Origin of the sequence: Faecalibacterium sp. An122 (assembly GCF_002160895.1) — a bacterium.
Taxonomy (GTDB): domain Bacteria; phylum Bacillota; class Clostridia; order Oscillospirales; family Ruminococcaceae; genus Faecalibacterium.
The window spans coordinates 42077-55813 of the sequence record NZ_NFLL01000008.1; the positions used below are offsets into that span (position 1 = coordinate 42077).

The 13737-nt window shown below is 62.3% G+C and carries 11 protein-coding genes; 3 read left to right on the forward strand and 8 right to left on the reverse strand.

The window, feature by feature from the left end:
* Positions 1-396: 396 nt before the first annotated feature.
* From B5E67_RS07245 to B5E67_RS07265, 5 genes are all read right to left on the reverse strand, one after another.
* Complete coding sequence (locus tag B5E67_RS07245; protein WP_087384368.1) at positions 397-2532, reverse strand: PTS transporter subunit IIABC; 2136 nt, start codon at positions 2530-2532, stop codon at positions 397-399.
* A 113-nt stretch (positions 2533-2645) separates the two neighbouring features.
* On the reverse strand, positions 2646-3527 hold the full coding sequence (locus B5E67_RS07250; RefSeq protein WP_087384371.1) for a PRD domain-containing protein: 882 nt from the start codon (positions 3525-3527) through the stop codon (positions 2646-2648).
* A gap of 328 nt (positions 3528-3855) precedes the next feature.
* Positions 3856-4806, reverse strand: a complete 951-nt coding sequence (locus B5E67_RS07255; RefSeq protein WP_087384374.1) for an L-lactate dehydrogenase — start codon at positions 4804-4806, stop codon at positions 3856-3858.
* 42 nt (positions 4807-4848) lie between these two features.
* A complete protein-coding gene (locus B5E67_RS07260; RefSeq protein ID WP_087384378.1) occupies positions 4849-5556 on the reverse strand; it encodes a 4Fe-4S binding protein in 708 nt (235 codons plus the stop codon).
* A 209-nt stretch (positions 5557-5765) separates the two neighbouring features.
* Positions 5766-6371, reverse strand: a complete 606-nt coding sequence (locus B5E67_RS07265; RefSeq protein WP_087384381.1) for a hypothetical protein — start codon at positions 6369-6371, stop codon at positions 5766-5768.
* Between the two features lie 317 nt (positions 6372-6688).
* Here B5E67_RS07265 and B5E67_RS07270 point away from each other — a divergent pair, with 317 nt between their 5' ends.
* Positions 6689-8725 (forward strand): FAD-binding protein, encoded by a 2037-nt coding sequence (locus tag B5E67_RS07270; protein WP_087384384.1) that lies wholly within the window; start codon positions 6689-6691, stop codon positions 8723-8725.
* Positions 8726-8823: 98 nt separating this feature from the next.
* Here B5E67_RS07270 and B5E67_RS07275 read toward each other — a convergent pair whose 3' ends face one another.
* Genes B5E67_RS07275 through proC form a run of 3 tightly spaced genes read right to left on the reverse strand, consistent with a single transcriptional unit; the run spans position 8824 to position 11689 of the window.
* A complete protein-coding gene (locus B5E67_RS07275; protein ID WP_087384387.1) occupies positions 8824-10086 on the reverse strand; it encodes a glutamate-5-semialdehyde dehydrogenase in 1263 nt (420 codons plus the stop codon).
* A gap of 15 nt (positions 10087-10101) precedes the next feature.
* Positions 10102-10884: a glutamate 5-kinase gene (gene proB, locus B5E67_RS07280; RefSeq protein WP_087246222.1), complete on the reverse strand. Its 783-nt coding sequence runs from the start codon at positions 10882-10884 to the stop codon at positions 10102-10104.
* A 4-nt stretch (positions 10885-10888) separates the two neighbouring features.
* The gene (gene proC, locus B5E67_RS07285) at positions 10889-11689 is read right to left on the reverse strand and encodes a pyrroline-5-carboxylate reductase (protein ID WP_087246223.1); all 801 of its coding nucleotides are present in this window, start codon (positions 11687-11689) and stop codon (positions 10889-10891) included.
* Positions 11690-12079: 390 nt separating this feature from the next.
* Here proC and B5E67_RS07290 point away from each other — a divergent pair, with 390 nt between their 5' ends.
* On the forward strand, positions 12080-12658 hold the full coding sequence (locus B5E67_RS07290) for a hypothetical protein (RefSeq protein WP_087384390.1): 579 nt from the start codon (positions 12080-12082) through the stop codon (positions 12656-12658).
* 337 nt (positions 12659-12995) lie between these two features.
* On the forward strand, positions 12996-13610 hold the full coding sequence (locus B5E67_RS07295; RefSeq protein ID WP_087384393.1) for a hypothetical protein: 615 nt from the start codon (positions 12996-12998) through the stop codon (positions 13608-13610).
* Positions 13611-13737: the final 127 nt, after the last annotated feature.

Genomic DNA, 13737 nt, shown 5'->3' on the forward strand with positions numbered 1-13737 from the left:
CCCTGCGCTGAAAGCGGCGCTTTCCGGGCGGTTTCGCCTCTGGAAAGCGCCGCTTTTCCTTTGTCAGACAGATACAGCCCCCGGCGGGTGAGCCGAGGGCTGTGGGGCTTTCTTGGGCCGGGCGGTAAGCTGGGGCGCGGAGAGAGCGCCAGAAGGGGCGGCCGGGGCTGTCCACCCAGACAAGGCCGGCCCTGGTGCAGCCTGCAAGCAGCTGGCAGCGGTTTACAGCGGCTTTTGCCCGGACAAAGGGGAGAGGGCCGCTTGTCCTCTGTCCTGGCCGGGAGAGCCTCACCGCAGAGCGGGGAGCGCCGGGCACAAAAAGGCGCCGCCCGCCTGCAAGGGAGTGCAGACGGGCGGCTGTATCTGGAACAATGAGGAGGAGAAACGCAAACGAAATTATTCGAGGCCCACCAGATCCTGGCCGGGCTTGACCTGGCCGGAGGCCAGCACCTTGACGGCGGCGTAATCGTCGGTATTGCAGACGATCATGGGGGTGGTGCACAGGTAGCCTGCGGCCCGGATGGCGTCCATGTCAAAGCTGATGAGCAGGTCGCCCTTCTTGACCTTCTGGCCCGCCTGGACGTGGGGAGTAAAGTACTTGCCCTCCAGCTTGACGGTGTCGATGCCGATGTGGAGCAGGATTTCTGCGCCGGAGGAGGTCACCAGGCTGATGGCGTGGTGGGTGTCAAAGAGGTTGTCCACCATGGCGTCGGCGGGGGCATAGAGATTGCCCTCGGTGGGCTCGATGGCGGCGCCCTCGCCCAGTGCGCAGGAGGCGAAAGCCTCGTCCTTCACCTCGGCCATGGGCACCACGGTGCCGGCCATGTGAGCGCCCAGAACGGCGGCGGTCATGGTCTTGGCGGGGGCGGCGGGCTTGGGAGCGGGCTCAGCCGGCTGGGGAGCCGGAGCAGCGGTGTCCAGAGCGCTGGCGGCAGGGGTCTCCATGAAGTCCACCAGGTTGGACTTGATGACGGCCACCTGAGGTCCATAGATGACCTGGATGCCGTTGCCCTTGTGGACCACGCCCGAGGCGCCGCTCTGCTTGAGGAGGCCGTCGTTGACCTTGGAGGAATCCACCACCGTCACGCGCAGACGGGTAGCGCAGCAGTCCACGTCCGAGACGTTGGCCTTGCCGCCCAGACCACGCAGGATGGTGGCCGAGACGGTATCGCCGCTGGCGCCCTTGGAGCCGTCGGGGCCGATGCCGGTCTTTTCCTTGAAGTCGTCACGGGTGTACAGCTTGGTTTCTTCGTTGTCCGCCTCGCGGCCGGGGGTCTTGAGGTCCATCTTGCGGATCATGATGGTGAAGGTGAAGTAGTACAGGACAAAGTAGACCACGCCCACGACGACCACCCAGATCCAGTGGGTCTTGTCGTTGCCCTGGAGGATGCCGAACAGGGTCAGGTCAATCAGACCGCCCGAGAAGGTCATGCCGACGCAGACGTTGAGGATGTGCATCAGCATGTAGGCCAGACCGGCGTACACGCAGTGGACGGCGTACATCACGGGAGCCACGAACAGGAAGGTGAATTCCAGAGGCTCGGTGATACCGGTGAGCATGGAGGTCAGAGCAGCGGACAGCAGCAGGCCGGCCACCACTTTGCGCTTTTCGGGGCGGGCGGCGCGGTACATGGCCAGAGCGGCGCCGGGCAGACCGAAGATCATAAGGGGGAACTTACCGGACATAAACCGGGTGGCGTCCACCGAGAACTCGGTGACGGTCTTGGAGGCCAGCTCGGCGAAGAAGATGTTCTGCGCACCCTGGACGGTGACGCCGTCGATGATGGCGGTGCCGCCCACAGCGGTCTGCCAGAAGGGCATATAGAACACATGGTGCAGGCCGAAGGGAATCAGAGCGCGCTCCACCAGGCCGTAGATGAAGGTGCCGGCGTAGCCCGAGCTGATCACCAGGTTGCCCAGCATGCCGATGCCGGTCTGAACCACCGGCCAGACGTAGAACATGGCGATGCCCACCAGCAGGTAGACGGCGGTGCTGACGATGGGAACAAAGCGGGTGCCGCCGAAGAAGGAGAGCACCTGGGGCAGCTGGATCTTATAGAAGCGGTTGTGGAGAGCGGCCACGCCCAGACCCACGATGATACCGCCGAACACGCCCATCTGCAGGGTGGTGATGCCCAGCATGGAGGTGGTGGTGTTAGGGGCCATGGCTTCCACGCCGCCGGCGGCATTGATCATGGCGCAGATGGCGGTGTTCATGACCAGATAGGCGATGGCGCCGGACAGGGCGGCCACTTCCTTTTCCTTTTTGGCCATGCCGATGGCGACGCCCATGGCGAACAGCAGGGCCAGGTTGTTAAAGACGGCGCTGCCGCACTGGTTCATGATGTCCAGCACGGTGTAGATGATGGAGCCGGGGTAGATGACGCCGGTCAGGCCGTAGGCCTCCAGCATGGTCTCGTTGGTGAAAGAACTGCCGATGCCCAGCAGCAGGCCCGCCACGGGCAGCAGGGCGATGGGCAGCATGAAGGACCGGCCGACACGCTGCAATACGCCGAAGATCTTGTCTTTCATAAAATTGCTTACCTCCTGTCATTTTTGGGTGGATATTCGGGCAAAAGGCGGTTCCTGCCGGGCAGGCAGGAGGCCGCGGGTTCTATGTGCAGCCTGCGCCGGGGGCGCAGACGTTACGGGGTAGGAGCGGTGCCGGTGTTCCGGAGCAGGCCGGCCGACACCCGCTTGAGGTGGATGGTCAGATAGACCAGCTCCTCCTGGGAGAGCTCTTTGTGCCAGGTGTTCCGCACATACTCGGCCACGCACTGGGCGCATTTGTAGTGCTGGGCACAGCTGCGGGCGATCATCTCCCGGAAGGCCACGTCGCCTTCGTCCGGGCTGTCGGGGATCATCTTGTCCTGAAACAGCCGCTGGGCAAAGTAGCGCAGGTGCACCACAAACCGGTTGAAGTCCAGGGATTCCCGGTCAAAGGCGCCCTGGTCCCGATAGAAGTATTCCACCACCTCCACCGCCCCGTCGATGAGGCGGGTGATGCCGTACATTTCGCTCATGTCGGTGTTCAGCTCGGCGTTGACGATGTGCAGGGCGATGAACGCCGCCTCGTCTGCGTTGAGCTGGACGCCGCACTGGGTGCGGATCATGTCCAGGCATTTCTGGCCCAGATGGTATTCGGTGGGGTAATAACAGAGGATGCTGCCGGCCAGCGGATTTTTGAACTCGATGCCCTGGGCTTTGCGCTGGATGGCAAAGCTGACATGGTCGGCCAGCGTAATGAGGAGAGACTCGTTGAGGGGCTGGTGGATCTCGGCGCGGATGACCTCGATCATCTGTTCGGTCAGCTGGAGGTGTTCCAGGGGAATCTGCTCCACCAGTTCCCGCAGCCGGCGCTGGCCGGTCTTGTCCTCCATCCGGTAGATTTTTTCCACCCCGGCGGGGTTCACGAATTCGCCCACCTTCCGGCCAAAACCCAGCCCCCGGCCGGTGACGATGCTCTCGTGCCCCTTTTCATCAATGACGCACAGGATGTTGTTGTTGATGACTTTTTTAATGCGCATCCTGCAGCCTCCTTGTCGCAGTATGCCAATTTAAACGGCAAAACGGGAAAAAGAAAAGACCAACCCCCTCAATGCCTCTTTCTCTACGACAAAAGACATCCTCGGAGTTGGTCTAGCCCGCATTACCGGTAACAATCCAACTGGAAAGTCTGCCACAGTGCAGACTTTAATTATCGTCTATAAAATACCATGCAGACAGCCGAATGTCAACAGAAACAGGCGTTGTATAGAACGTTTCGTCAGGTTGATGAAATTTTAACGGGTTCCTTTGGGCATTTCTGCTCGATGCGTGGGGTCACCTGTCCGCCTTGGACGGACAGGTGGCGGATCAGAGGTCCTGTTCGGCCAGGAAGTCCTTCAAAGTCTGGGCCGAGGCCCGCAGAGCGGCGATTTCCTCCTCGCTGAGGGCGATGGGGACGATGGTCTCGACGCCGTCCTTGCCCACCACGGCGGGCAGGCTCAGGGCCACCCCGTCGATGCCATAGCTGCCGTGCTGTACCGACGACACCGGCAGGATGGACTTCTCATCCCGGACGATGGCCTCGCAGACCCGGCGCACCGACATGGCGATGCCGTAGTAGGTGGCGCTTTTCTTCTCGATGATCTCGTAGGCGCTGTTCTTGACCCCGGCAGCCAGGGCTTCCATGGCGGCGTCGTGGTCAAAGTAGCCCCGCATCTCGCAGAAGTTGTGGAGGGGCAGGCCCGACACGTTGGCGCTGCTCCAGGCCACAATTTCACTGTCGCCGTGCTCGCCCAGAATGAAGGCGTGGACGGCCCGGCTGTCCACCTGCAGGTGTTCTCCCAGCAGGTACTTCAGGCGGGCGGTGTCCAGAACGGTGCCGGTGCCGAAGACCCGGTTTTCGGGGAAGCCGCTGAGCTTGGCGGCGGCATAGGTCAGAATATCCACCGGGTTGGCCACAATCAGCAGGATGGCGTCCCGGTTGTACTGGGTGATGGAGGGGATGATGGACCGGAAGATGGAGATGTTTTTCTTCACCAGGTTCAGCCGGGTTTCGCCCGGCTTCTGGCCGGCCCCGGCGGTGATGACGATCAGGGATGCGTCGGCCAGGTCGGGGTAGTCGCCGGCGTAAATTTTCATGGGCTTGGCGAAGGGCAGGCCGTGGCTGATGTCCAGGGCCTCGCCCTCAGCCCGGGCGTGGTTGGCGTCGATCAGGACCATCTCGGAGAACAGACCGCTCTGCATCAGGGCGAAGGCCGAGGCCGACCCCACAAAGCCGCAGCCGATGACGGCCAGTTTTCGTGTGTTCAGATTGCGCATAGAGCACCTCCTTTGGTGTTTGGGTTTACTTTGTGTAGAAAATCAGTCTAAAATACGTCCGTCGCGGGAAAGAGTCACCACCTGCCAGGGGATGAACTTGCCGCTGGCCTGGAGCGCACGCTGGGCGGCGGACTGGAGCCCGCCGCAGCAGGGCACCTCCATCCGGACGATGGTGACGCTCTGGATGTCGTTGAGGCGGAGAATGTCGGTGAGCTTTTCGGCGTAGTCCACCCCGTCCAGCTTGGGGCAGCCGATGAGGGTCACCTTGCCCCGCATGAAATCTTCGTGGAAAGATGCGTAGGCATAGGCGGCGCAGTCGGCGGCGATCAGCAGCTTGGCCCCCTGGAAGAAGGGCGCCTGCACCGGGGCCAGCTTGATCTGGACCGGCCACTGGCCCAGCCGGGACACCGGCTTGCCGGCGGGAACGGCGGCAGGGGCCTCGGGGGCCTGGGATGCCTGGAACTGGACGGCCCGGGAACCGGGACAGCCTCCGGCGTGGTGGGGGGCCTGCTGCTGGGCCTTGGCACGCTGGACGGCGGCCTCGTCGTAGGCGGGGGCCTCCCGCTGTTCAAAGGTGATGGCTCCGGTGGGACAACCGGGCAGGCAGTCCCCCAGACCGTCGCAGAAGTGCTCCCGCACCAGCTTGGCCTTGCCGTTCACCATCTCGATGGCGCCCTCGTGGCAGGCGGTGGCGCACAGGCCGCAGCCGTTGCATTTTTCCTGATCTATATGAATGATCTGTCGAATCATGGGGAAATCCTCCTTGGATGTGTTGGGGTTCTGAGGTGATTATAGTACAATGCGGGGAAAATGTATGTTGTTTTTACAACAAAAGGCGGAACGCAGCCCCAAAAACATGGATAAGCTGGGCGAAAGCGCCCTGTTCCGGGGGGAATGGAGTGAGACGGGGCTTTCCACGCAAAAGGCGCCGTCCTGTGGAAAAGACGGCGCCTCGGGGCTCAGGTGTGGAGGATCACCTCACAGCGGTCCTCCAAATTTGATGACAAAATGTATTTTTCTTCCAAAGGTATCCATTTGGTACGGAAATTCTCCAGGTTGACCCCCGGTCTCTGGGCGATGCGGGCCAGCCGGGTCTCCAGATCGGCGGTGACAAAGACGTGGAGGTCGTAGCAGGCCCACAGGTCGGGGTGGCAGCTGTAGGAGCCTTCCGCCAGAATGACCGGCTTCCAGGGGGCGGCCACCGGGGGCTTCAGCTGGCCGGTGTGGCAGTCGTAGGGGCGGTAGAGAGCGTCCCGGCGTTCCAGCAGGGGGGACAGGGCCTCAGTGAAAAACCGCTCCCGGTCAAAGTTGCCTCCCGGCTGGGCCATCCGCTGGGGCGTGCGCTGTTCGGGCCGGAGGAAAAAGTCGTCGGCGTGGAGGACGGTGCAGTCCAGCCGCTGGGCCAGCAGGGCGGCCACGGTGGTTTTGCCGCTGCCGCACCGGCCGTCGATGGCCACCACGGTGCGGCCCTGCCGGGACAGAAGTTCCTCCACCCGCGCCGCAAGGGCGTCCAGCCCGGCGGGGGGAGAGGGGAGATGAGAAGTTTCCTGTGCGTTATGAATCATAGACGATTTCCTTTTCGTACATCAGTGGAGGTGAAAGGTTCTACCTTATTATATAGAAGATTTTGCGGAACGCAAGATGGGACCGGAAATCTGAAATGGTATCTGAAATGCGGTGCAAAAGGAAACACTTTGGGCCGATTTTTTCGTATAAAGCGGATAGACAATCACGTCGCTATGTGATACCCTAATATAGGATCAAATGATTGTGCCCCCAGGAGAGAAGGCCTGGGGGCGACGTTTGGCAGGGGCCGGCTGACGTGCACCGGTCGGCCCCATGGAAGTGTACACACCCAAGAAGAGAAAGGAACGGATTCAGAATGAAGAAGATTTCCCGCAAAGGTTTTCTGAAGATCGCCGCCGCTGCTGCCATGAGCAGCGTGACCGCCGGCGCCCTGGCCGCCTGTGAGTCGGCCGGTTCGGCTGTCTCGGGGGCTGCTTCGGGCTCGGGCTCGGTGGCAGCAGGGGCCACCTACATTCCCGGCACCTATGAGGCCACCGCTGCCGGCATCAACGGCGACGTCAAGGTGACCATGACCTTCAGCGAGAACGCCATCACCGATATCGTGCTGGATGTCTCGGGCGAGACCCCCTCCATCGGCGGTGCAGCGGCTGAGGACCTGAAGAACGCCCTGATGGAAGCACAGGGCTCCAACATTGAGGTGGTGTCGGGCGCCACCATCACTTCCGACGGCGTCATCAAGGCCGCCCAGAAGTGCATTGACCAGGCTCAGGGCAAGGTGACGGTGGAAGTGATCAACCTGCCCACCGGCGATGAGAACGACTGGCTGGGCACCGAGCCCACCATCGATGAGGAGTCCATCACTGATACCTGGGACACCGATATCCTGATCGTGGGTGCCGGCAACGGCGGCCTGATGGCAGCCGCTTACGCCGCCAAGAACGGCCTGAATTTCCGCATCATCGAGCAGAACAGCGTGGTGCAGGACACCCGTCACTGGATCGGCGCAGTGGACGGCTTCGGCGCACAGGAGCACGGCGTGGTCACCGACAAGGGCAAGCTGCTGAGCGAGATTTCCCGCTATGCCTCCGGCAAGTGCGACCAGCGCGTGGTCAAGACCTGGCTGAATGAGTCGGCCGAGGCCATCGGCTTTGTCCGCGAGATCATGGAGGACGAGTTCGGCGTCCAGATGACCTACACCTACGGCGACGAGGCTCACTGGCCCGACGAGAACGCCCTGGAGAACACCGACTACATCTACCCCGAGATCGAGTACACCTACGACCGCAGCACCGGCGCCGAGCGCAACAAGCTGTTCGCCGAGTACATCGAGAATCTGGGCTACTCCATCGACTTCAACACCGCCCTGGCCAAGCTGGAGAAGAACAGCGACGGCCGCATCACCGGCATCATCGCCCAGAGCAACGAGGACGGCCACTTCATCCGCATCAATGCGGCCAAGGGCGTCCTGCTGGCCTGCGGCGGCTACCCCGGCAACCCCTACATGATGGAGCAGCTGGACCCCCTGGGCACCAGCGTCACCACCGCCTGCTCCTACTCGCCGGCTGACCGCGGCTACGGCATCCGCGCCGCCGTCTGGGCCGGCGCCAACCTGGACAAGGAGTCTGCTCCCATGCTGTTCGACCGCGGCGTGGTGCCTCCGGGACAGGACGCCGGCTACATCGACAGCCCCAGCGCCTTTGGCGGCAAGGCTTTCCCCGGCCCCATCAAGCAGTATAACCCCGGCACCCAGCCCTTCCTGAAGGTCAACCGCCACGGCGAACGGTTTGCCAACGAGAGCTGCCCCTACAACGACATCGTCTATGCTGCCGCCCATCAGCCGGGCCGCGTCTACGCCCAGATCCACGACGACAACTGGTACGAGGACGTGCAGCGCTTCCACACCATCGGCTGCTCGGCCCAGACCCGTAACGGCGGTCCGGACTACGTGCTGCCCAAGATGGAGGAGGCCGAGGCCGCTGGCTGCTTCTTCCGCGCCGACACCCTGGAGGAGCTGGCCGACAAGCTGGGCTTCACCGGCGCCGACAAGGACACCTTCCTGGCCACCGTCGAGCGGTACAATGAGCTGTACGATCAGCAGAAGGACGACGATTTCGGCAAGCCGGCCTACCGTCTGAGCGCCATCCGCAAGGCTCCCTTCTATGGCTGCTGGCTGGGCGCTTCGCTGCTGACCACCGAGCAGGGCATCGCCATCAACGAAAAGGGCCAGGCTCTGGACACCAACAACGAGCCCATGGAGGGCCTGTACATCACCGGCGATATGTCCGGCAGCTTCTTTGCCAACAACTACCCCTGCCTGATGGCAGGCGTGGCCATGGGCCGCACCGTCACCTTCGCCATGAAGGCCATCAAGGAGATGGGCGGTCTGGAGTAAAAACCGGCCGGGCATCCCCTGAACCCCCATAGAACCGAAAAAAGAGCCGTGGAGCTTTGCCGCTCCACGGCTCTTTTGTTTGCGCTGAAGGCGGGCGGTCAGCGAATTTGACCGTTGCCGCGGATGATGTACTTGTAGGTGCACAGCTCGGCCAGGCCCATGGGACCCCGGGCGTGGAGCTTCTGGGTGGAAATACCCATCTCGCAGCCCAGGCCGAACTCGCCGCCGTCGGTGAAACGGGTGGAACAGTTGACGTACACCGCCGCGCTGTCCACCGCTGCGGTGAACAGGTCGATGTGTTCCTGGGTCTGGCTCAGGATGGCCTCGCTGTGGCCGGTGGAATGCTCGGCAATGTGGCCGATGGCCTGCTGCACGTCCTCCACAACCCCCACCGCCAGGATGTAGTCCAGGAACTCGGTGTCAAAGTCCTGGGGCCCGGCGGGGGTGCCGGGAATGATGGCCGCGGCCTTCTGGTCCAGCCGCAGCTCCACCGGATGAAGGCCGCGGACCTCCCGGTCGGGGCCCAGACGCTGGGCCAGCCTGGGCAGAAATGCCCCGGCAATGTCCTTGTGCACCAGGCAGACCTCCTCGGCGTTGCAGACGCTGGGACGGCTGGCCTTGGCGTTTTCGATGATGTCCAGTGCCTTGTCCTGATCGGCGGTGTCGTCCACATAGATGTGGCAGATGCCGGTGCCGGTCTGGATGCAGGGAACCTTGGCGTTTTCCACGCAGGCCCGGATCAGGCCCGCGCCGCCCCGGGGGATCAGCAGATCCACATAGCCCACGGCGGTCATCAGGGCGTTGGCGGAGGCGTGGGTGGTGTCCTCAATCAGGCTGACGGCGGCAGCCGGCAGACCGACGGCCGTCACCCCCTGGCGCAGGGCGTCCACAATGGCCTTGCTGGAGCGCCAGGCCTCTTTGCCGCAGCGCAGAACACAGGCGTTGCCGCTCTTGAGGGCCAGGGCCGCCGCGTCACTGGTGACGTTGGGGCGGCTCTCGTAAATGATGGCCACCACGCCCATGGGAACGGCGGTCTTTTCGATCACCAGGCCGTTGGGCCGCTCGATGCGGCGCAGCACGGCGCCCACCGGGTCGGGCAGGGCCGCCACGTCCCGGATGCCCTGGGCCATGCCGTCCAGGCGCTGCTGGTTCAGGGCCAGACGGTCCAGCATCACCTCCGAGATCCGCCCCCGGGCGGCCTCGATGTCGGCGGCGTTGGCGGCCAGAATGGCGGCCCGGTTGGCCGGGTTGTCCAGGGCGTCGGCCATCCCCATCAGGGCATGGTTCCGCTGCCGGGTATCGGCCAGGGCCAGAGAGCCTTTGGCGTCACGGGCGGCGGTGAGAATCTCCTGTGTGGTCATGGGTCAACCTCCTTTTTATTTGTTGGCCCGGGGCCGCGCCGCAAACCGGGTGCCGGCGGCTTCGCCCTCGGCAATCCTGTACAGCAGCTCGGGATGGGCTCCATTGGCAATCACCATTTCCACCCCGTCGGCGGTGACCATCCGGGCGGCGCGCAGCTTGGTGGCCATGCCGCCGGTGCCCAGGGCCGAACCGGCCCCGTCCGACAGGCTCATGATGTCCTCGGTGACGTTCTCCACCAGGGGAATCAGCTGGGCGTCGGGATGGGTGCGGGGGTTGGCGGTGTACAGCCCGTCAATGTCGCTGAGCAGCACCAGCAGGTCCGCCCGGGCACAGCAGGCCACAATGGCCGCCAGGGTGTCGTTGTCGCCGATGGAGGAAATCTCCATGGTGGATACGGTGTCGTTTTCGTTGATGATGGGCAGCGCGCCCAGCTCCAGCAGGCGGTAGAGGGTGTTCTCGAAGTTCTGGCGGCGTTCGGTGTGCTCCACGTCTACGCCCGTCAGCAGAATCTGGGCTACGGTGTGGTTGTACTCGGCAAACAGCCGGTCATAGGTGTACATCAGCTCGCACTGGCCCACCGCCGCACAGGCCTGCTTGCCCGCCATGTCGGCGGGACGGCTGGGCAGGGACAGCTTGCCCACGCCCATGCCGATGGCGCCCGAGGAAACCAGAATCATCTCGTGGCCGGCGTTTTTCAGGTCGCTCAGGACCTTCACCAGCTCCTCGGTGCGGCGGATGTTCAGGTGGCCGGTGGGATAGGTGAGGGTAGAGGTGCCGACCTTGACGACAATTCGCATGGCATCAGCCCTCCCGCAGCTTGATGGTCTTTTCATAGGCGGCGATGACCGCGTCGGTCACCGCCCCGCGGAAGCCCCGCTCCTCCAGCACCCGGACACCCTGAATGGTGGTGCCGCCGGGGCTGCAGACCGAGTCCTTCAGGACGCCGGGATGGCTGCCGGTGTCCAGCATCATCTTGGCGCTGCCCAGCAGCATCTGGGCGGCGTACTGCAGCGCCTTGGCCCGGGGCATTCCGCAGGCCACGCCGCCGTCCGCCAGGGCCTCAATGAACTGATACGCCCAGGCCGGGCCGCAGCCCGACACGCAGCAGGCGGCGTCCATCAGGTTTTCGGGCAGATTGTCCAGCATGCCGGCCCCCGCCATCAGCTGGCAGAAGGCTTCTTCCTCGCCGTCCTCCAGGCCCAGGGTGCAGTAGGGAATCATCCCGGCGCCGGCCCCCGAGGGAATGTTGGGGTTGATCCGCACCACCGGGTAGTCGCCCCCGGCCATCTGGCGGATCTGCACCATGGTCAGGCCCGCCGCCATGGTGCACAGGATAAACCGCTCTTTGCGGCCCGCCAGCACCGGCTGCAGCTGGGCCAGCATGTCGGCCATCATCTGGGGTTTCACGCCCAGGAATACCACATCGCACAGGGCGGCGTCCTGGTTGGAGCCGGTGCGGCAGCCCAGCTCAGCCGCCAGGGCCTCGGCCTTGGCGGGGGTGCGGTTTGCCAAAACAACATTGCCCGGCTCCACCGTGCGGCAGATCGCCCGTGCCAGGGCTCCGCCCATGTTTCCGCAGCCAATAAAACCAATCGTTTTCATCCGGATTTCCTCCTTTACTTCCGATGGGACAGGATATGACGCGCCCGGCCCTGTCCGTTTGGCCGGGGTTCGCCCCGGGTGCCAGAGCCGCAGGCCTGCCGGATTCACAGGCGGACGCGGCGCCGGGACGCGGTGTCCGGCGGCGTGCGTCACCCCTCGATGCGACCCGCCAGTCCGCGGCATCTCAGGGGAAAACCCCCGCCCTGCGGCCGGCGCGCCCCTGCAGCCTGCCGCACGGCGGCACGCTGAAAATGCTGCTTCCATATTACCCGGAATGGCCCGCAAAATCAAGTCCTCTATACGGACGGTTGACAAAACCTGCCTGCGCGGTGTACAATAAAAACACAATGGGCTTGTGTGCCGACATGAGCCGGGAAGGGGGTATGCGCGTTGCGCAAGATGAAGCACGGACTGGTCCTGCTGCTGGCAGTGCTGGCTCTTTTGGTGTTGAGCGGCTGTTCGCAGCCCAAACAGGTTGGGACGCGCAGCATGGCCGGCGTGGCGGATCTGATCGCCAATATGTCCGCCAAGACAGTGGTCACCAACGATGCCCCGCTGGACAGCGGCACCGCCGCTGCCGCCACCTATATGCTCAAGAGCCGCAGCGCCCCCGGCACCGGGGAGGACAACGGCATTCTGGCGGATGCGATGCGGGAAGCCTCCGACACCAGCCGCTACAATGCCCTCAGCGCCCCCACCGAGAGCGGCGTGACCCGGATGTCCCGGCTGTTCATCTATCCTGGCGACTGGAGCGAGGACGAAGTGGCCCGGGCCATCGTGAATAAGATCGACGAAATGGCGGATGAATTGCTGAGTAGCTCCTGCTCCCGCCAGGTGGTGATCGACAGTTATTTCAACTATACATATACCTATTCGGTCAGCGTGCGCCAGGCGTTCAGCGATCAGGCGTCGGCCTGGGTGGTGGGAATCGGCATCAACCAGACCGCAAAAGAGGAACATAAAACCTGATTTACGATAAAAATTTACAATAAAAAAGCAGTAAAAATATTTGAGTTTTGGGTGAAATATCATCCCACCAAAGTTGGGAAACAGAACCCCAACTTTGAAAACAAAAGCTCGAATGCCCACAAGCGCACCTGCCGAAAGGCAAGGGCGCTTGTTTTTATTAAATGTAAATTTTTTTAGAAGAACTCTTGGCGAAAAATGGTACGATTGACAAATCGCGGAAGTTGTACTATTATATGACTAGACGGGGTAGGGGCCGTCCTTATCCCGCAAAGGTCCAAGACTCAAAACAGGTAACCCCAGGCAAAATTTTACTTCTTTAGAAGGAGGTAAAGGTCCAATGAAACTCAAGCGCATTCTTTCCCTGGCGCTGTCCGGCGTCCTGGCAGTCAGCATGCTGACTGCTTGCGGCTTCGGCGGCAATGCAGACAAGCTGCCCGGCAAAAACGAGGTGACTCCGGTCTCGATGACTCTTGCTGTGAATAGTGCTATTAACAGCAAGCCGAAGTTTGAGAGCGACAACACCCTGTCCAAGGCTGTGCAGTCTGCTGCAAGCACTCTGACTGCTAATCAGGTGAAGACGGTTGACACGATCGCTCCGCAGGCTATCCTTGACATGGTGCGTCAGATGACCTATACGAGCGCAAAGGGTGAGCTGGACAATCCTGCAGCATGGAGCGCATTTAACAGCGATGCAAGTTTCTCCACTGTCCGCATTTACAAGGGCGACTATGACACTGCCACGGTCGCCAACAAGATCAAGACGGATGTCGTCGATAAGATTGCTCTGACCAGCGACAAGGCAACCAAGGGCAACGACTTTACTTGCGATTATGACTGCTATGTTGCAGGCTGCAAGGTTACCGTTGCTGAGGCCGCTGCTGATGGTTCGGACGTGACGGTCTGGGTCGTAGGCATTCAGATTGACCGTGATGCGAAAGCTGTGAAATCTTAATCGTTGATCCTCAATGACCCTATTTCCTTTTCGTGAGGAGAAAGCCCCTGACGGTGCGACGTTGGGGGCTTTTTAGTGTCAAAGAGACAGAGAAAGTCTCTTTTGTTTCATAGCCTAAACAAAAATC

Bases quoted from the DNA above. Each gene is read 5' to 3' on its own strand.
- B5E67_RS07245 (WP_087384368.1), bottom strand. From the start codon at position 2,532: ATGAAAGACAAGATCTTCGGCGTATTGCAGCGTGTCGGCCGGTCCTTC.
- B5E67_RS07250 (WP_087384371.1), bottom strand. From the start codon at position 3,527: ATGCGCATTAAAAAAGTCATCAACAACAACATCCTGTGCGTCATTGAT.
- B5E67_RS07255 (WP_087384374.1), bottom strand. From the start codon at position 4,806: ATGCGCAATCTGAACACACGAAAACTGGCCGTCATCGGCTGCGGCTTT.
- B5E67_RS07260 (WP_087384378.1), bottom strand. From the start codon at position 5,556: ATGATTCGACAGATCATTCATATAGATCAGGAAAAATGCAACGGCTGC.
- B5E67_RS07265 (WP_087384381.1), bottom strand. From the start codon at position 6,371: ATGATTCATAACGCACAGGAAACTTCTCATCTCCCCTCTCCCCCCGCC.
- B5E67_RS07270 (WP_087384384.1), top strand. From the start codon at position 6,689: ATGAAGAAGATTTCCCGCAAAGGTTTTCTGAAGATCGCCGCCGCTGCT.
- B5E67_RS07275 (WP_087384387.1), bottom strand. From the start codon at position 10,086: ATGACCACACAGGAGATTCTCACCGCCGCCCGTGACGCCAAAGGCTCT.
- proB (WP_087246222.1), bottom strand. From the start codon at position 10,884: ATGCGAATTGTCGTCAAGGTCGGCACCTCTACCCTCACCTATCCCACC.
- proC (WP_087246223.1), bottom strand. From the start codon at position 11,689: ATGAAAACGATTGGTTTTATTGGCTGCGGAAACATGGGCGGAGCCCTG.
- B5E67_RS07295 (WP_087384393.1), top strand. From the start codon at position 12,996: ATGAAACTCAAGCGCATTCTTTCCCTGGCGCTGTCCGGCGTCCTGGCA.